General features: G+C 54.0%; 19 protein-coding genes. 2 read left to right on the top strand and 17 right to left on the bottom strand.

Annotated elements, in window-relative coordinates:
* Positions 1–393 precede the first annotated feature (393 nt).
* Together sucD and sucC are read right to left on the bottom strand one after the other, a co-directional pair.
* A complete protein-coding gene (gene sucD, locus PAT3040_RS21150) occupies positions 394–1,326 on the bottom strand; it encodes a succinate--CoA ligase subunit alpha (RefSeq protein WP_087572629.1) in 933 nt (310 codons plus the stop codon).
* Positions 1,327–1,408: 82 nt separating this feature from the next.
* Entirely contained in the window at positions 1,409–2,569 is a 1,161-nt protein-coding gene (gene sucC, locus PAT3040_RS21145) for an ADP-forming succinate--CoA ligase subunit beta (protein ID WP_108994289.1), read from the bottom strand.
* A 330-nt stretch (positions 2,570–2,899) separates the two neighbouring features.
* Between sucC and PAT3040_RS21140 the strand changes: the two genes are divergently transcribed.
* A complete protein-coding gene (locus PAT3040_RS21140) occupies positions 2,900–4,498 on the top strand; it encodes a YifB family Mg chelatase-like AAA ATPase (RefSeq protein WP_108994360.1) in 1,599 nt (532 codons plus the stop codon).
* Between the two features lie 20 nt (positions 4,499–4,518).
* On the opposite strand, the gene PAT3040_RS21135 is transcribed toward PAT3040_RS21140, so the two are convergent.
* From PAT3040_RS21135 to rplS, 7 genes are all read right to left on the bottom strand, one after another.
* Positions 4,519–4,890, bottom strand: coding sequence for a YraN family protein (locus PAT3040_RS21135; protein WP_108994288.1), 372 nt, complete (start codon positions 4,888–4,890; stop codon positions 4,519–4,521).
* A complete protein-coding gene (locus PAT3040_RS21130; RefSeq protein ID WP_087572626.1) occupies positions 4,880–5,191 on the bottom strand; it encodes an EscU/YscU/HrcU family type III secretion system export apparatus switch protein in 312 nt (103 codons plus the stop codon). The genes PAT3040_RS21135 and PAT3040_RS21130 overlap by 11 nt, the downstream gene beginning before the upstream one ends.
* A complete protein-coding gene (locus tag PAT3040_RS21125; protein WP_108994287.1) occupies positions 5,188–7,176 on the bottom strand; it encodes a TP0910 N-terminal domain-containing protein in 1,989 nt (662 codons plus the stop codon). The genes PAT3040_RS21130 and PAT3040_RS21125 overlap by 4 nt, the downstream gene beginning before the upstream one ends.
* Before the next feature lie 380 nt (positions 7,177–7,556).
* A complete protein-coding gene (gene rnhB / locus PAT3040_RS21120) occupies positions 7,557–8,174 on the bottom strand; it encodes a ribonuclease HII (protein WP_087572624.1) in 618 nt (205 codons plus the stop codon).
* Between the two features lie 115 nt (positions 8,175–8,289).
* Positions 8,290–9,183 carry a ribosome biogenesis GTPase YlqF gene (gene ylqF / locus PAT3040_RS21115; RefSeq protein WP_087572623.1) on the bottom strand — a complete coding sequence of 298 codons (894 nt, stop codon included), beginning with the start codon at positions 9,181–9,183 and terminating at the stop codon, positions 8,290–8,292.
* A gap of 33 nt (positions 9,184–9,216) precedes the next feature.
* Positions 9,217–9,840, bottom strand: coding sequence for a signal peptidase I (lepB, locus tag PAT3040_RS21110; RefSeq protein WP_246608816.1), 624 nt, complete (start codon positions 9,838–9,840; stop codon positions 9,217–9,219).
* Positions 9,841–10,024: 184 nt separating this feature from the next.
* A complete protein-coding gene (rplS, locus tag PAT3040_RS21105; protein WP_087572621.1) occupies positions 10,025–10,366 on the bottom strand; it encodes a 50S ribosomal protein L19 in 342 nt (113 codons plus the stop codon).
* Between the two features lie 212 nt (positions 10,367–10,578).
* On the opposite strand from rplS, the gene PAT3040_RS21100 reads away from it, so the two are divergent.
* Positions 10,579–11,970: a CAP domain-containing protein gene (locus PAT3040_RS21100; RefSeq protein ID WP_181376758.1), complete on the top strand. Its 1,392-nt coding sequence runs from the start codon at positions 10,579–10,581 to the stop codon at positions 11,968–11,970.
* A gap of 143 nt (positions 11,971–12,113) precedes the next feature.
* Here the strand turns inward: PAT3040_RS21100 and trmD are convergent, their stop codons facing one another.
* The 8 genes from trmD to PAT3040_RS38850 all read right to left on the bottom strand — a co-directional run.
* Entirely contained in the window at positions 12,114–12,869 is a 756-nt protein-coding gene (gene trmD / locus PAT3040_RS21095) for a tRNA (guanosine(37)-N1)-methyltransferase TrmD (RefSeq protein ID WP_108994284.1), read from the bottom strand.
* 4 nt (positions 12,870–12,873) lie between these two features.
* Positions 12,874–13,398 carry a ribosome maturation factor RimM gene (gene rimM / locus PAT3040_RS21090; RefSeq protein ID WP_087572618.1) on the bottom strand — a complete coding sequence of 175 codons (525 nt, stop codon included), beginning with the start codon at positions 13,396–13,398 and terminating at the stop codon, positions 12,874–12,876.
* Between the two features lie 92 nt (positions 13,399–13,490).
* A complete protein-coding gene (locus PAT3040_RS21085) occupies positions 13,491–13,721 on the bottom strand; it encodes a KH domain-containing protein (RefSeq protein WP_087572617.1) in 231 nt (76 codons plus the stop codon).
* Positions 13,722–13,748: 27 nt separating this feature from the next.
* Positions 13,749–14,021 carry a 30S ribosomal protein S16 gene (rpsP, locus tag PAT3040_RS21080; RefSeq protein WP_087572616.1) on the bottom strand — a complete coding sequence of 91 codons (273 nt, stop codon included), beginning with the start codon at positions 14,019–14,021 and terminating at the stop codon, positions 13,749–13,751.
* A 40-nt stretch (positions 14,022–14,061) separates the two neighbouring features.
* On the bottom strand, positions 14,062–15,450 hold the full coding sequence (gene ffh, locus PAT3040_RS21075) for a signal recognition particle protein (protein ID WP_087572615.1): 1,389 nt from the start codon (positions 15,448–15,450) through the stop codon (positions 14,062–14,064).
* The gene (locus PAT3040_RS21070) at positions 15,429–15,839 is read right to left on the bottom strand and encodes a putative DNA-binding protein (RefSeq protein WP_373271321.1); all 411 of its coding nucleotides are present in this window, start codon (positions 15,837–15,839) and stop codon (positions 15,429–15,431) included. The genes ffh and PAT3040_RS21070 overlap by 22 nt, the downstream gene beginning before the upstream one ends.
* Before the next feature lie 188 nt (positions 15,840–16,027).
* Positions 16,028–17,035, bottom strand: a complete 1,008-nt coding sequence (gene ftsY / locus PAT3040_RS21065) for a signal recognition particle-docking protein FtsY (RefSeq protein WP_108994283.1) — start codon at positions 17,033–17,035, stop codon at positions 16,028–16,030.
* Positions 17,036–17,091: 56 nt separating this feature from the next.
* The coding region (locus tag PAT3040_RS38850) for a chromosome segregation SMC family protein (protein WP_373863963.1) at positions 17,092–18,320 on the bottom strand (1,229 nt) is incomplete at its 5' end.

Raw genomic sequence — 18,320 nt, 5'->3', positions numbered from 1 at the left:
TGCTCGTTCGCCTGCTTTTTGGAGCCATAAGCGTTACTAACGCCTATGGCTGCTAATCAGAGTTGCTTTACGATCCATCGGCGTTTTTAACGCATACGGCTGCTCGTTCACCTGCTTATCGGAGCCATAAGCTTTACTAACGCCTATGACTGCTAATCAGAGTTAACTTCCTTTTACAGCTGAAGGTCATTATCCACAGTCGGTATGCCGCATAATTTCCTGTAAAACAAAAAAAGCAACCTCCTCCCTTGGTAGGGTAGAAAGGTTGCTTACCTTTATATTGTCGCTATTAGAGGTTGTTCAAAAAGTCCGCTTCCCATTACGAAGTAAACCAAGAAGCATACTCGACATCTGAAAACCGAACTTTATGAACTCGCGCTTAAAGTTATGGCATTACTTGCGCGTAATGCATTTCTCCAGCAAGCCTTGCTCTTCCAGCACGCTAACAAGCGTGGAGCCCATGTCGGAAGGCGTAGGAGCAACTTTGATGCCGCAAGCTTCGAGCGTTGCGATTTTCTCAGCAGCCGTGCCTTTGCCACCGGAAATAATGGCGCCTGCATGTCCCATCCGTTTGCCCGGAGGCGCCGTTGCGCCGCCGATAAAGCCTACGACCGGCTTCGTCATATTGGCCTTGATCCACTCGGCCGCTTCTTCTTCTGCCGTACCGCCGATCTCGCCGATCATAATAACCGCATACGTGTCAGGGTCATCGTTGAAACGGCTGAGGATGTCGATAAACTCGGAGCCCTTAACAGGGTCGCCGCCGATGCCAACCGCGGAAGATTGGCCGATTCCGCGAGTCGTCAGCTGGTGAACAGCTTCGTAAGTCAGCGTTCCGGAACGGGAAACAACGCCTACATGACCTACTGTATGGATATATCCCGGCATGATGCCGATTTTGCATTCGCCCGGCGTAATGACGCCTGGACAGTTCGGTCCGATGAGAACCGTTTTGCTGCCTTCCATGTAACGTTTCACGTTAACCATGTCAAGGACAGGAATGCCTTCCGTGATGCAGATAACGAGATCCATCTCTGCGTCGACAGCTTCCATAATGGAATCGGCAGCGAATGCAGGCGGTACGTAAATAACGGATGCCGTTGCACCAGTAGCTTGCTTAGCCTCCAGCACGGTATTGAACACTGGCAATGTTGCAACAGAGCCGTTCTCCAGTGTAATGTCGACCGTCGAGCCGCCTTTGCCCGGTGTTACGCCTCCGACCATTTGCGTACCGTAATCGAGCGCGCCTTTGGCGTGGAACATGCCAGTCTTGCCCGTGATGCCTTGTGTGATGACCTTTGTATCCTTATTGACCAAAATACTCAACTTCACTCACATCCCCTAATTGAAATTCAAACTCTTATCGAGGTTGTTCAACCTTTATTTTAATGTCTGCCCGCTGGCAACATTATTTCACTAGAGCGACAATCTTCTGAGCGCCGTCGGACATCGAATCCGCAGCCACGATGTTCAGGCCGGATTCGTTTAGGAGCTTTTTGCCGAGCTCGACGTTCGTGCCTTCCAGACGCACGACAAGCGGACGGTCAAGACCAAGCTCTCTCGCAGCCGCGATTACGCCTTCCGCGATAACGTCGCACTTCATGATGCCGCCGAAAATATTGACGAAAATGCCTTTGACCTTCTCGTCGGACAGGATGATCTTGAACGCTTCCGTTACTTTCTCCTTGGTAGCGCCGCCCCCTACGTCCAGGAAGTTGGCAGGGTCTCCGCCGTAGTATTTGATAATATCCATCGTTGCCATTGCAAGACCAGCGCCGTTAACCATACAGCCGATGTTGCCGTCCAGCGCGATGTAGCTCAGATCGTACTTGGAAGCCTCGATTTCCTTCGCGTCTTCCTCGTCCAGATCGCGCAGCTCCAGAATATCCTTGTGGCGGTACAGCGCGTTGGAGTCGAAGTTCAGCTTCGCGTCAAGCGCCATAACATTGCCGTCGCCAGTCACGACAAGCGGGTTGATCTCGGCGATGGAGCAATCCTTCTCCACGAATGCCGTGTACAGAGCCATCATGAACTTGACTGCTTTGTTTACAAGCTCCGTCGGGATGTTGATTGCATAAGCCAGCTTGCGAGCCTGGAACGGCTGCATGCCTACGGCAGGGTCGATAACTTCCTTGAAGATTTTCTCCGGGGAATGTTCCGCAACTTCCTCGATCTCCGTGCCGCCCTCTTCCGAAGCCATCATCGTCACGCGGCCTGTGCCCCGGTCAAGTACGACCCCGATATAATATTCTTTCTTGATATCGCAGCCTTGCTCAATCAGTAGGCGTTTCACTTCTTTGCCCTCTGGGCCTGTCTGATGCGTAACGAGCACCTTGCCCAGAATTTCGCCAGCGTAAGCGCGAACCTCGTCCAAATTTTTGGCAACCTTAACGCCGCCCGCTTTGCCGCGTCCACCCGCGTGAATTTGCGCTTTCACGACGACGACCGGCGTACCGAGCGCTTGCGCCGCTTCTACGGCTTCGTCTACGGAGAAGGCCACTTTGCCCTCAGGCACGACTACCCCGTATTGCTTCAACACAGCTTTGCCTTGATACTCATGGATATTCATTGTTGAAATCCTCCATTTCACAGACTCTATTACGTCCTATGTACACAAACCTTTTTCATTGTAGCATTTTTCTCAGTTGAAAGCGCAAGCCTTTTTGATATGGATATCATCTCAAAAAGAGATCAAACATTTGTCACGTCCACTAGTATGGCCCAATGCAGCGGAAATAATCGGCCTTCTGGCCAAGCATTGACACCTCGCCCGCATAGCCGCTATGATAAAAAGAAGCATAGCTAAAAACGATAATCTTTTAACATTTTGCAAACGTAGGGAAGCACCCCCGTTGCCGGCTTATTACATAGCCCCGGGAGGTGCTTTTTTGTGTTCACCATGATTCATAGCTCCAGTGTATTCGGCGTTGAGGGCAAAGGCATATCGGTAGAGGTTGATATCGCCAACGGGCTCCCGCAAGTGAACGTCGTTGGCTTGCCCGATCCAGCGGTGCGGGAATCCGTCGAGCGGGTTCGTGCGGCCATCAAGAACAGCGGATTCCAATTCCCCATGGAGAGAATAACCGTCAATCTTGCCCCTGCAGATCTCCGCAAAGAAGGCACGGCCTTCGACCTTGCCATCGCGGCAGGCATCTTAACCGCCAGCGGACAGCTCGATGCGATGCCGTTCGCGGGTACTCTCTTGATTGGCGAGCTATCGCTTAACGGTGCCGTACGTCCAGTAACCGGCGTGTTAGCCATGCTGGAAGAAGCTCGCCGCGTCGGCATTACGCGTGTGCTTCTGCCGCTGCAGAACCGGGAGGAAGCGGAATGGATCAGCGGTATGGAGCTGTTCGCTTTGACGCATCTGTCCGAGCTTAAGGATTCGGCCCATGCCAAAGCGGTATGGGAGAAGCTGAGCCAAGCACGAACGGAACGTCGAATTTTCGAGCGGGAAGGACCGGCATGGAATGACGGAGGGCCGCCTTCACAAGGACCATCCATGGGTTATAACCAAGGGAGGACTGCAGCCGATCCCGAAGATTACATGGACATTGTCGGGCAGCACCAAGGGAAACGCGCCATGCTGATCGCGGCAGCCGGCAATCACAACTTGCTGCTTTGCGGTCCGCCAGGCACCGGCAAAACGATGATGATTCGGCGCTTGCCCGGCATTTTGCCTCCGCTCGACGAAGCCGACGCGCTGGAGGTGACCAAAATCTACAGTGTGGCAGGCAAGCTTCTCGCGAATTCAGGCGGGTTGATGAAGACGCCTCCCTTCCGCTCCCCGCACCACAGTATTTCGACCGGCGGCCTGATCGGGGGAGGATCCATCCCCAAGCCGGGAGAGGTGACGCTCGCACATCGAGGCGTCTTGTACCTGGACGAGCTGCCGGAATTCCCTCGTTCCGTTCTGGAGCTGCTCAGACAGCCGCTGGAGGACCGTGTCGTCTCGATTGCGAGAGCCCGAGCGACCGTCTGCTTCCCGGCAGCGATCCTTCTGGCCGCTTCCTATAATCCATGCCCTTGCGGCTACCACGGACACGAATATGGCGACAAAAGATGTACCTGCAGCGCTGCCGCCATTAGTCGTTACCGAGCCAAACTGTCCGGCCCGCTTCTCGACAGGATCGATCTGCAGCTTGAAATTCCGAGACCCCAATCGCTCGATCGCTCACAAGACAAGACGCATACTTCGACTGCCGAGTTAAGAAAGCTTGTGCTTGCCGCGAGAGTACGGCAAAGAGAACGCAATGCCGCCTATGGCGTCAGTTGCAACAGTGAATTGTCGGGGAAGAGTCTTAGGCAAGCGGCATGGCTGAAACCGCAAGCCGCGAGACTGCTCGAGGATGCGTTCCAGGCGCTCGGCATCAGCATGAGGGCTTACGACCGGCTGCTGAAACTGGCGCGCACGATAGCGGACTTAGAGGATTCTATAAGCGTGGAAGAAATGCATGTAGCGGAGGCTATTCAGTATCGCCGCCTAGATATGGCTTAGACGTAAATTCGGCCTCCTAATCAGAACGCCGATTCATAATGTCGGTAATCGTCGACCACGTAATGAGCGCCTAAAGTGACTGAAATGACGTCGAACCGGGTGCGGGCTTCCAGCATTCGATTCTGTCTCAGGTACATCTGAGCGACGAGCCGTACTTTCGCCTGCTTGCGATAGTCGACGGATTCCGCTGCCGTTCCGAACCGGGAGCCGCTCGCCTTGCTGCGGCTTCTGACTTCCACAAATACGATGCAATCGCCGTTTTTGGCAACGATATCGATTTCCCCGCTCCTGCAGCGCCAGTTGCGAGCGAGTATTTCACAGCCGGAGAGGCGGAGCCTGCGCTCCGCCTCTTCTTCTCCCAGCTTCCCTACTCTCAGTCGTTCAGTCGTCATGAAGGTATTCGCCCGCCCTTCGATCAGATTGGTATACGAAGCTTAAAATTTCCGCGACCAGCGTATATAGCTCCGGAGGAATTTCTTGATCAATGTCCAGCTTGGACAATACTTCCACAAGCGAAGCGTCCTCTTGCACGGGCACCCCGTTTTCCTTCGCCTTCTCCAGAATCCGGTCCGCGATCTGGCCGGTGCCCTTAGCGACAAGCACGGGAGCATGTCCATCTCCTGGCTCATATTTCAATGCTACCGCTTTCCGGGGCGGCGTACGCTTTATGTAGTCGTTCTGCTCCTTGCTCATGCCCGGTAATCGACTCCTTTGTAACGCGCTGCGGTGAGCCACGCCTCGCTTGGCGGCGCCGCCGACTTGCTGCTCTTGGCTGAACCCGAAGCCGTTCCTGGCTCGCTCCCATCGGATTCGTTCCCCACAAGCGGCTTCGTGCGTATCGACAACAGCTGATATCCCATCTCGTTTAATCGCTCCGTCAATGTCTCTCGAGAGCCGTCAGTCAACTTAGCGATCGCAGGATGATCGTTCCAGAGCTGCAGACTGACAATCTTGTCGGTAATATGTACATCGACAAGCGTATCGCCCAGCGTTCGCATAGACAGATTGAACAGAAGCCTGCAATTGTCAGCATCCAGCTCTCCCCTACGCCCGCGCCGCGTCTGAATCTGAACGGATGCTGTCTGTTCTCCGCTGGCATCCTTTAGCGGAATGAACATCGTCACATGCGTAAAGACGGAGTTATTGCGTTCAGGGGCCAACAGCAGCTGTTGGCCAGTAATTTGCCCAATAAGCTGCTGCGCGGTTTCCTTTACATGCGGAGGCGTATCGGCACCGCCAGCCAACAGCATGAGAGCGCTCTTGAGCGACTCCGTCCCTACTCCCCCGCTCGGAGGAGTTGAAGTCTGGCCTTGCGCCGGGACATTCAAATCATTGCCAATGGGACCGTCAGTCGCAAGCATGCCTGCCATTCGGGCTGCAACCGCAGCTCCTTGACCGTCAACTCTGACGGCAGCTGCTGTTTCCTGAGCTCCAGCAGGCACCTGCGTTCCCGCCGGAGTCTCTGCACCCGATCGTGGCGTCATGGCTTGCTGCAACAGATTTGTCGTCTGGGGAACGGCCATATTTTGAGCCGTTGGCTGCGCAGTCGTTGAGTGACCGCTCCCAGAGGGTGCGGTCACCGCATTTCGTCCCGCTGCTGCGGCTTCGCCAGACGCTTGCCCTGTTCTGGCCGACACGGCATTGGCATCTCCGTCACCCGCTGCCAGGTTCTTTGAGCCAGGTGCAGCCGAAGCTTGACCATTCGTGTCCGTGGAAGCCTTCGCCAGCTGCAGCTCGTGATCAACGCCCATCCACTTCATCAACTGCCCTAGCCAGTTGTTTTGCGAGCCTTGAGCCGCTCTAGCAGCCGCAGCTCCGCTATCCGCTTGCGCCGTCCTGCCATCGGCTCCGGAAGTGCCGTTCGCGCCTCCCTCTGCGGTCGCGGCTCCTTTACCTGCGCTGCGTCCGTCGACGTGCAGCATCCCGCCATCCGCCGCAGGGCGCCCCGAAGTATTGGAGGGTGTGGAGCCATGAGGCGAAAGCGCATCATCCAGGAGCGACGCGCCTTGCTGCAGCAGCGCAAGAACCCGGGATGCCGCCGTCCGCGACTCGCTTCCGGCGCCCGTTTCCGGTACATCCCCGGAAGCAGTTGCACCCATCCCGGTTAATTGGCGCTGCAATTGATCAAGCAGCTCGTGAGCGGGCTTGCCGAACATAACCTGCTGAAGCGAAGATATGGTCGTCGCCGTCATTGGCATGCCGCGCTTGAAAGCCGTTGCGGCAGCCGTCATCCACTGCTCGGCATCCGCCCCCTTCGGCATAGCCGCGGCCGCTTGCTGGAACGCCATGGCCGTCGTTCGGTTGAATGCGAACCCTTCTTGCCGTAAACCGCGAATCAACGCCAACGCCCATTTCTGATCCGGCAATCCAAGCAGCTTGGCATATTCTCTGAACGTATCGTCAAGAAGGCCGGATGAGTTGAGATCGACTGCTTTCAGCAATATGAGCGAACCGTTCGTTTCAGGCTGTACCTGAAGCATTGCAGATTGGCCGGGCTGAAGCGCCATCTCCAGCTTCGCTCTCACCTGCACGCCGTTAATGCCTACGATGGCTTCGTTATTGTCTAGTGCCTGAAGAACGACGCCGCGTACGACCTGGCCGACTTTCAGCTCCATGGCACGAGTCTCGCCGCTCGTCACTTCTCCCAGCAACCCTCTCATCATTTGGCTAATATTCACTCGCAACACCCCTTATGAGGTAGTTCAAAAAGTCCGCCTTTGATCACGAAGCAGGCCAAGAAGCCTACTCGACATCGAATATTGAATTCAGGCGAAACTTCCGGTGCTCACGTAGCTATCACTACGCTCCGCTCCTCAGTTTCTACCTTCATCCAATCTTCTCGGTGCTGAAAACCGAACTTTTTGAACTCTTCCCTCTAGTCATTCGCATCCGGTCATCCCGCATTATTCGATACCTTTATATCGGCGTTAACCTTCTAAGGTTGAAGGGGAACCTCAATTTCCCCCATTATCCCGGAACGCAAATAACGCCAGAGAAATCCCGATGGCCGATAAAGCGACCCCTGCCCGGGATTCTCAAGCGTTATGAATGAAATAGATTATAATGCCGTCTGAAGAATATCCTCGCCCAGCAGCTTCTTCAGGAACGTCCGCCGATGCAGCTCGCAAGGGCCGTACTGGAGCAGCTTCTCGCGATGCAGCTTCGTTGCATAACCTTTATGTATCGCAATTCCGTACTGCGGGTACAGCGTTTCCCATTCCGATAAGCAAAGCCGATCCCTCGTAACCTTCGCCATAATCGAAGCCGCGGCAATGGACTGACTGTTCGCGTCGCCCTTAACGATGGACTCCTGCGGCAGCGACAGATCCACGATCTCGGCATCCACCAGCAAATAATCAGCCGGCACGGCCAACGTTTCCACAGCAAGCTTCATCGCCAGTCTGGACGCCTGCTTGATGTTCAGCCGATCGATGGAGGCCGCGTCAACGCGCGCCACCGACCATGCGATGCTTTGCTCTGCGATGACATCATACAGCTGCTCCCGCTTTTTCTCGGAAAGCTTCTTGGAATCGTCGACTCCGTCGATGATGAGGCCTTGCGGCAGGATGACCGCACCCGCGACCACGTCGCCGAACAGACAACCGCGCCCGACCTCGTCTACGCCGGCTATTGCCGAGAAGCCGCTGCCCCATGCCTGTTGCTCGTATTGCAGCATGTCGCATCTCCCCCGTTTTCTTTACTTTGCCAAGCGGCCGAGTCCGCTTCCCCCACTCGACACGGCCGACTGGCATTAAGCATCTGCATTTCAATCGGACTTATTGAACAACCTCTTAAGTTCGCGGCTCTCTGACCGGCATATCGTCGTAAGGAGCCTCCAGCGTAATTCTTCCCAGCTTGCCCGCCCTGAGGTCCCTCAAAATAATGCCGGACGCCTTCTCGAGATCGACTCTCCCGCCGCCCATGAGACATCCCCGTTTACGGCCGATGTCCTCCATTATGCGGACGATCTCTTCATTGTCTTCAAGATCAGCCGGCGGTTTCTCGAGACCATACCTCTCTTCCATGATGGGCCAGTATCGTCCCGCGAGCTCCTTCACCGCAAAATAAGCGATATCGTCCACGTTAAGAATTTGCTCCCGGATCGCTCCCGTCATCGCCAGCCTGTACCCGACGAGCTGATCCTCGAACTTCGGCCATAATATGCCCGGCGTATCCAGCAGCTCCATCTCGGATCCGACTTTAATCCATTGCTGTCCCTTCGTAACGCCGGGCTTGTCACCGGTCGCCGCAATATTGCGTCCGGCCAGCCGGTTAATAAGCGTCGACTTGCCGACGTTCGGGATGCCGACGATCAGTCCGCGCAGCGCGCGCGGATTGATTCCTTTGGCGATTTGACGAGCGATCTTGTCGTGCAAAATCTCCTTGGCCTTGACAGGGATCTCGTTAACACGGGTACCCGTTTGCGAATCAACGGAGACGCACTGATGTCCCTCATGCGCGAAATAATCCATCCACTGCTCCGTTGTGCGCGGGTCGGCAAGATCGGATTTATTTAACACGATCAGCCGCGGCTTCCCATGCAAAATATCGTCGACCATCGGGTTCCGGCTTGATAGCGGGACCCTCGCATCCAGCAGTTCGATCGCGATATCGATCAGTTTTAACTTCTCTTGAATTTGCCGCTTGGCGCGGGTCATATGACCCGGGAACCATTGAATCGCCATGCTTTCACCTCGATTGCTTTCGCTTACCTTAGTCTAGTATTTGTGCTTGATGAACTCCAGCTTGTTCAGAGGCCAGAAGATAACGTCCGCTCGGCCGACGATCTCGTCATCCTTTACAAAGCCGATCATCCGGCTGTCGGTGCTGTTGTCCCGATGATCGCCCATAGCGAATACCGCTCCCTCCGGTACCGTCATCTCGGTCACAGTATCATTAGGGAAATTATAACGCGGACCATTGCCATTATACATGCCGCCCGCCGCCTTTGCCGCTTCGATCGCTTCGGCAATATAAGGCTCTTCGACCTTTACATCATTAATATACAGATCGTCGCCTTCGACACGAATTTTGTCACCGGATACGCCGATCACTCTTTTGATAAACTTGCGACCTTGCTCTGGCACGTCAAACACGACAACCTCGCCAAACCTTGGCTCGCGGATCGAATATAAAATTTTGTTTACGATTAGTCGTTCGCCCGATTCGAAGTTTGGTTCCATAGAAGGACCATCTACAATAAATGGTTCGAATAGAAACATGCGAATGAAGAAGACCAGTACGACGGCGATGACCAGTGCCTTGATCCATTCTACGATTTCCTTCGATGCTCCGCCTTTTTTTGCTGACGCAGCTCCATGACTTTTTGCCCGTTCAGGCATGCTCTCCGAGGCGGGCTGACGCTCGTCCGACGAACTGACGCCTGTATCCGTCTCCTTCATTCCATCGTCGTTGCGGTGCTGCGAATCCATCAGCTCAGCCTTCTTTCGTCTCTGAAGTTATGTATTCCTTCCCGTAGAAAACGAAAAGGAGCTTGTTTGCGCAAGCCCCTCTTGTCGTTTGATCTTAACGAATTTCTTTAATTCTAGCCGCTTTACCGCGCAGATTGCGGAGGTAGTACAGCTTAGCGCGACGCACTTTACCGCGACGTGCCACATCGATCTTGTCGATCTTCGGCGAATGAAGCGGGAACGTTCTCTCTACGCCTACGCCGTAAGAAATCTTGCGAACTGTAAAAGTTTCGCTGATTCCACCGCCGCGACGTTTGATAACGACGCCTTCAAACAGCTGGATACGCTCGCGCGAACCCTCGATAACCTTAACATGCACCTTCAGCGTGTCGCCTGGGCGAAAGTTAGGAAGATCTTTACGCAGTTGCTCTTGTGAAATTGCTTGTACAATATTCATTGATTGAGTTCACTCCTTCCACCATAGACGTTCATGTAAGCTCCTGATTCCCTGGGAACCGATCTCCACTTATAGCGGACCGTCCGACTTTACGAACAACATTAGAAATTTTACCATAGTTAAATAGACAAATCAACCTATTTCTCATATGTCCTCTATCTAGTATACTGTATATGATTGGCAACGACAATAATCGACAAGGAGAAGTTATGTTGAACATCAAACAACGTATCTGCATCATTATGCTCATTCTTGCCATTCCGCTGTCCGATTATACAGCCAGCGCAGCATCCTTTAATGATGTAACACCTTCCTACTGGGCTAATTCATACATAGACTGGGCCGTTGACAGCGGCTTGGCTCAAGGATATAAGGACGGGAGCTTCCGTCCGGACGATAAGGTGACCGAGATCGAGTTTCTTGCGATGATGCTGCGCGCTTACGGAAGCGTCACGCGCAAGGAAGAACTGGCTTCCGACTGGAGCCGCAGCTATTACAACCACGCGGAACGTCTTGGATGGCCAGTGACCTTCAATAATCAGCGGGGGCAATTCAACCGGGGACAAGCAGCATTATTGATTGCAGCCGCTGCAAACGGCAAGTCCTATAATAGGGACGAAGCTATTCAGTGGCTTCTGGATAGCGGTATCTCGCAAGGACGTTCGTCCGCAACGATTGCCGGATACGAAGCCGGCGGAGGCGTAAAACGGGCAGAAGCGCTCACATTCGTCTATATGATGAAAGAAAAGGTCGCCGCCCTGTCGGACAAGCGGATCCAGAAGAGCTCCTCCGCCTCGCTTAATGGCATCTCGATTGGCGAAAACATCGGCGAGCTTCTGTACCGAATGGGCCAGCCCACTCGAATCGATGCCAGCGAATATGATTATGAATGGTACGTATATAACAGCGATTATGCTGCGTATTCCATGTATGGCGTTCGGAACGGCACGATAGCAGCTCTGTTCTCGAACGATGACGGCGGTTGGCGAGATACTGGCGGCGCCAACGTAGATATCAAGCTGGCTGCCATTAGCGCCTCGCTTCCTGCAAGCGTCAAAGCTGCAGCCAAGAAAGCTGATCATTATTACGATTATCGATCCGGCGGAATCCGGCACACGTTGTTTCTGGACAGCCATGAGGACAATCGGGTCGCGGCATTGCTCCTGCGGTCGGACAACTTTACAGCTCGCCAAATCTCCTCATTCGGAGAAAAAGAACGCACGGCCATGGAGCAAGGAATGTTTGATATGGTCAATGCGGAGCGGGCTCAGAGGAGTATTGACCTATTGCAATGGGACAAACTAGCAGGATCCTCCTCTCGAGCCCATAGCATCGATATGATGAAGAACAACTACTTCAGCCATACGAATAAAAGCGGCAAATCGCCATTCGATCGAATGAAAAGCGTCGGCATCGCGTACACAAAAGCAGCGGAAAACTTGGCGGCAGGCTCCCCCAATAGCATATTCGCCCACTATATGCTGCTTAATTCCGAGAGCCACCGGGAGAATCTCCTTAATAACCAATACACCCGACTTGGCGTCGGTGTCGCTTTCGGAGGATCCTACGGCACTTATTTTACGCAAAATTTTTATACGCCTTAAGGTGAAACGGCTATCGCAGTAGTCCTTTGGCGCACAGCGCGTTTCGTTACGATAATTAAAGGTCAAGTATGGCGAAAACATATGCTTCCCTGTAATTTAATACGAATAAGGGAATGCAGCCTCCGATCGGAAGCCGCATTCCCTTATTCCATTTCATACTCAGTGCGTAATGCCTTTCTTTGCTCCTCCAGCCATAACCGCTCCTTTTTGCTTAGCTCCACCTTATCAAGAAGTTCGGGCCGGCGAATCAAAGTACGGAGCAACGATTGCTCGCGCCTCCAGCTGTCGATTCGGCCATGGTGACCGGATATCAGAACGTCAGGCACCGTCCATCCCCTGAATTCCGGCGGTCTCGTATAATGCGGGTGCTCCAGCAAGCCCGTGCTGTAGGAGTCCGTGACGGCGGAAGATTCGTTGCCCAGAACGCCAGGCAGCAAACGTACGACGCTGTCGATCACCGTCATGGCGGGAATTTCGCCGCCCGTCAGCACATAATCGCCGATCGACAACTCGTCCGTGACGAGATGCTCCCGGATTCGTTCGTCATAACCTTCGTAATGGCCGCAAATGAGTACGAGATGCCGCTCCCGCGATAGTTCCTCCGCCTTGCGCTGGGTAAATGTCTCGCCTTGCGGGCACATCAGGATGACCCTCGGAGCAACGTCTGGCTCAACGGCCAAATCTTCGACAGCCGCGAAGACGGGCTCGGGCTTCAGCACCATTCCGCCGCCGCCCCCATATGGATAGTCGTCTACCGTATTATGTTTGTTGTTAGAGTAATTCCGGAAATTGACAGCTTGCAGCGATACAATGCCTTTCTCCTTCGCTTTTCCCAATATGCTCGCGCCGAACACGCCATCGAACATTTCGGGGAACAACGTCAACACGTCAATTTTCATGAAGTTAGATCAGCCCTTCCATCAGACGTACGGTCACAAGCTTGTCCGCCGGCTGAATTGTAAGCACAACATCGTCGATGACCGGAAGCAAGATCTCCTTCCTTTTCGGACCGGCGCCTTTCACAACCCATACATCATTCGCTCCAGGGCTCAGTATTTCGGTAATTTCCCCAAGCTCCTCGCCCTCTTCCGTCACGACTCGGCATCCGATGATTTCATGGTAATAATATTCGCCTTCCTCAAGCTTGCCTTGTTCCGACTCCGCTATTTTGAGTGTCCAACCTTTGTAAGGTTCAATCTCATTTATATTATTAAATCCTTCGAGCTTCACAATATACACATTCTTCTGAAGTCTGGAGCTCGTCACCTTCACTTGCAGATTTTTGCCGTTCTCCTCGTTAACCAACATCAACTTGCTGCCTGGTGCGAACCGCTGCTCTGCAAAGTCCGTCTGCGGAAGCACCTTCACGTCGCCGCGAATGCCATGCGTGTTGACAAGCTTGCCGACTGTATACCATTTGCCGTCCATGCCATCATTCCTTTTCCTAAACCATTTTGTATGTATTATAACACGTACAAGAGGGCCGGGACATTTGTCCCGACCCCACTTCTTCGTGCCCCTTATGAGATAATGTCGACAATGACGCGCTTACTTGATTTCACCGAAGCAGAGGTCACGACCGTGCGCATCGCCTTGGCGATCCGCCCTTGTTTGCCTATGACCTTGCCAACATCCTCTGGATGGACGGAAAGCTCGTAAGTCGTCGCGCGATCATCATCCTTGATGTGGATTCGCACGTCGTCCGGATGATCCACCAAAGCCTTCGCAATGACAAGAATTAAATCTTTCATAACAAAGCCCTCCGCTTCTCTCTCCGATTATTTCTGTTGCTTCAGCTCATGGAATTTCTTAAGAACTCCAGCTTTGGAAAGCAAGTTGCGAACCGTGTCGGAAGCTTGCGCTCCTGTTTGCAGCCATTTAAGAGCTTTTTCCTCGTCGATGGATACTTGAGCCGGAACTGTAACCGGGTTGTAAGTACCGATCTCTTCAATAAAACGTCCGTCACGCGGCGAACGGGAATCCGATACAACTACGCGGTAGAATGGAGCTTTGTGAGCACCCATACGTTTCAAGCGAATACGTACTGCCATGATTAATTCACCTCCTTCGAGTAATCAATCCGGTTGCCGTTTAGAACGGAAACCGCATATTTTTGCCGAGCATGCCTTTCAGGCCCTTCTTGCCGCCCTTCAAGCCTTTGGGTCCCTTAGGTCCCATCATCCCCGAAAATTGTTTCATCATTTTGCGCATATCGTCGAACTGCTTGATCAAGCGGTTCACTTCCACGATCGTCGTGCCGCTGCCCGCCGCGACACGCTTGCGACGGCTGTGGTTCAGCAGCTCCGGCTTCGCCTTTTCTTCCTTCGTCATGGAACGGACGATCGCTTCGACGCGGCCGATCTGCTTTTCGTCGACCTTCATATCCTTCATGGCGCCCTTCATCTTGCCCATCCCGGGAAGCATATCCATGATCTGGTCGAGAGGCCCCAGCTTGCGGACCTGTTCCATTTGCTCCAGGAAGTCATCGAACGTGAACTCCGCGGTACGCATCTTGCGTTCCATCTCGGCAGCCTTCTCGGCGTCGATGTTCGATTGCGCCTTCTCGATCAGCGACAGCATGTCGCCCATGCCGAGAATACGAGATGCCATCCGCTCCGGATGGAACGGCTCCAGCGAATCGATCTTCTCTCCCATCGCCGCGAACTTGATCGGACGTCCCGTTACGGCTTTGACCGACAGGGCCGCGCCGCCGCGCGTATCTCCGTCCAGCTTGGTAAGAACAACGCCCGTCAGCTCCAGCTGTTCGTGAAAGCTCTGCGCCACGTTGACGGCATCTTGTCCCGTCATCGAGTCTACGACCAGCAGCACTTCATCCGGCTTGACGTTGCCATGGATTTGCTTAAGCTCCTCCATTAGCGTCTCATCAATATGTAGACGGCCTGCGGTATCGATGATGACGTAATCATTGCCGTTTTCTCTGGCATGCTGCAAGCCTTGCTTCGCAATCTCGACCGGCGAAGTCTGGTCTCCCAACGCGAACACAGGAGCTTTAATCTGTTCTCCCAGCACTTGCAGCTGCTTGATCGCAGCAGGACGATAAATGTCGCATGCAACGAGAAGCGGCTTATGATTGCCCTTCTGAAGCAATTTCGCCAGCTTGCCGGACGTCGTCGTCTTGCCCGCGCCCTGCAGACCGACCATCATGATGACCGTCGGCGGTTTGTTTGCCTTGGCAAGCTTCGCCTGCGTGCCGCCCATCAGCTCCGTCAATTCTTTATTGACGATGTCGATGATCACCATGCCCGGCGTGAAGCTTTTCGATACATCCAGGCCGATGGCCCGCTCCTTAACCTTGGCTATAAAATCCTTAACGACCTTAAAGTTGACGTCGGCTTCCAGAAGGGCAAGCCGAACTTCGCGCATCGCGTCGTTGACATCGGCTTCCGATACTTTGCCTTTGCCTTTCAGCTTGCTGAACACATTTTGCAATCGGCTGCTTAAGCTCTCGAATGCTGCCACGAATCATCGCCTCCTTCTCTCGCCGTTTGTTCCGCGGTCTTGAGCCGCGCTATGACTGCCATCAGCTTGTTTCTATCCGATTCTTTCATTACGATCTCTTCGACGCCGCGTTCCAGCAGGTTCGCGGCTTCCATCAGGCGTTCGTGCTTCTCGAGCAGCAGAAGCTTGTCCTCGTAATTTTCGAGTGCGCCTTCGGCACGTTTAATATTATCGTAGACGGCTTGCCGGCTAATGCCGAATTCCGACGCGATCTCTCCCAGGGAGAAATCATCGTGGTAATAATAAGCCAGTATCGTCCGTTGCTTTTCGGTCAGCAGGTTTTCGTAGAAGTCGAAGAGCAAATTCACCCTCGTCGTCCGAGCCAAGGCATCCGATTGTTCTATCTCCATCGCCAAGCCTCCTCCCGCTGATCCAATCCCGATCCGTCAAGGCATTACCCTTTACAGATTGCTCAACGTCACTTATGATACACGATCGACTGCGGTACTGTCAAGTTTATTTACTTGTCACTTCATCCGGCAAAAGAAAAGGACGAATCGCCGCTTCCCGACGCCGTCCCCTTCCCTGTTGCCCACTGTTACTCGCTGGTCGTTCCCGACTTCTCTTCTTCCTTGCCGATCAATCCGGCGAACAAAGCATGAACGAATTGCTCGGAATCGAATTGTTGCAGATCCCCCATCTTCTCGCCCAATCCGACCAGCTTAACCGACAAGTTCATTTCATTGCGAATCGCAATGACGATACCGCCTTTGGCCGTGCCGTCCAGCTTCGTAAGCACAAGTCCCGTTACAGCGCTTTTCTCTCCGAACAGCTTGGCCTGGCTAAGCGCGTTCTGGCCTGTCGTTGCGTCCAGCACAAGCAATACCTCATGGGGAGCTTCGGGCAATTCCCGCTGAATGACGCGGAAAATTTTGTTAAGCTCTTCCATGAGATTCGTCTTGTTCTGAAGGCGGCCGGCGGTATCGCAGAGAAGCACGTCCACTTTGCGCTGCTTGGCCGCCTGGACCGCGTCGAACATAACGGCGGCCGGATCGGAGCCGGACGATTGTTTAATAACGTCGACGCCTACGCGCTGACCCCAAACCTCCAGTTGCTCGATTGCGCCGGCGCGGAACGTATCTCCAGCGGCCATAAGCACCTTTTTGCCTTCGCTCTTGAACTTGTGCGCCAGCTTGCCGATCGTTGTCGTCTTGCCGACGCCGTTGACCCCGACGAACAGGATGACCGTAATTTGACCCTCGGGGGCCATGCGCAGCTCCGCGTGGTCGTCTCCCTTAAGCAATCCGATCAGCTTCTCGGAGAGAATCGGCTGCAGGTCGGCCGCTTGTTCGATTTTGCGTTTTTTCACCTCGGCGCGCAGATCGTCGATCAGAGTCATGACCGTATTCACGCCAACATCGGCGCCGATCAGAATTTCTTCAAGCTCTTCGTAGAACTCTTCGTCGATTTTTTTGCGCCGGGTAATGAGCTCCTCGACCTTCTCCACGAACGCGGTCCGCGTCTTGGACAGGCCTTCCTTGAAGACGTTCGTTACCGCTTCCGTCTTGGCCGCGATGCTTTCTTTCAGTTTCTTAAAAAAACTCATACGTTCCGCCCCCCATCCTGCCATTCATTATCTATTTTACATGCCCCGTACCGAGCTTAGGCCGACACCGGTTCTTCGTCTTCTCCGTCTTCTTCCAGTCTCACCGAGACGAGCTTGGACACGCCGCCTTCCTCCATTGTCACGCCATAGAGGACGTCGGCTTCTTCCATCGTGCCTTTGCGATGCGTAACCACAATAAATTGGGTGAGCCCGGAGAACTCGCGCAGATACTGCGCAAATCTTGCCACATTGGCCTCGTCAAGCGCCGCCTCGACCTCATCGAGCACGCAGAACGGCACAGGTTTGACCTGCAAAATGGCAAACAACAGAGCGATCGCTGTAAGAGCGCGCTCGCCGCCGGAGAGCAACTGCAGATTTTGCAGTTTTTTGCCCGGCGGCTGAGCGACGATGTCGATCCCCGTATCCAGCACCCGATCCGGATCCACGAGCACGAGATCGGCGCGTCCGCCGCCGAACAGCTTGCCAAAGACGACGACAAAATGTTTGCGGATCGCCTCGAACGTCGTCCGGAACCGCTTGGACATCTCGTCGTCCATCTCTTTGATAACCTGGTAAAGCGCCGTTTTCGCGTCGATCAAGTCGTTTTTCTGTTCGGAGAGGAACTCGTAACGTTCCTTTACGCGCTCGTATTCTTCGATGGCGCCCAAATTGACCTCGCCAAGCGACGATATTTTGCGCTTTAACTCGCGCACTTCGACCTGCGTTCCCTGCACATCCTCCGGCACCGGATATTGCTCCTTGGCCAACTCGTAGCTCAGCTCGTACTCCTCGCTGAGCTTGCGCAGCAGATTGTCCAGCTCCACGTCCTGCCGGTTCAGCGCAATCTCCGTCTGACGCATGGCATCCTCGACTACGCGCAGTTGGGCGCGCTGCTCTTTCGTCTCGCTCTCGCCTTTGTCAAGCTCGGTAATCCGATGCGCGCGGGCAGCGCGTTTAAGATCCGTCTGTTCCGAGCAATTCGTTTTCTTAATGCGCAGGTCGTTGAGCTGAGCAATCTGCGCCACGCTTTCTTCGCTGTGACGAACCAGTTCTTCTTCCTGCTGAGCGGATACCGATCGCAGATTGGCGAGCTCTTGCTTCGCCCGGCCAATATCGCTGCGCACGCGGTTCGCCTGATCCTCGAAGCTCATCTTCTCCTGATCGGTCTTGGCGACGGCAATCTTTAGATCCGTCAATTGAACCTGGAGCTCTTCCTTGGCGGATTCGCTCGCCTTGCGCCGCTCTTCCGCCATTCGGATCGCTTCCTGCAATCTGGCCTCGTCAT

This window comes from Paenibacillus agaridevorans (assembly GCF_003112455.1).
In the GTDB taxonomy this organism is placed as follows: Bacteria; Bacillota; Bacilli; order Paenibacillales; family Paenibacillaceae; genus Pristimantibacillus; species Pristimantibacillus agaridevorans.
This window is presented reverse-complemented; position numbering and strand designations above follow the sequence as displayed.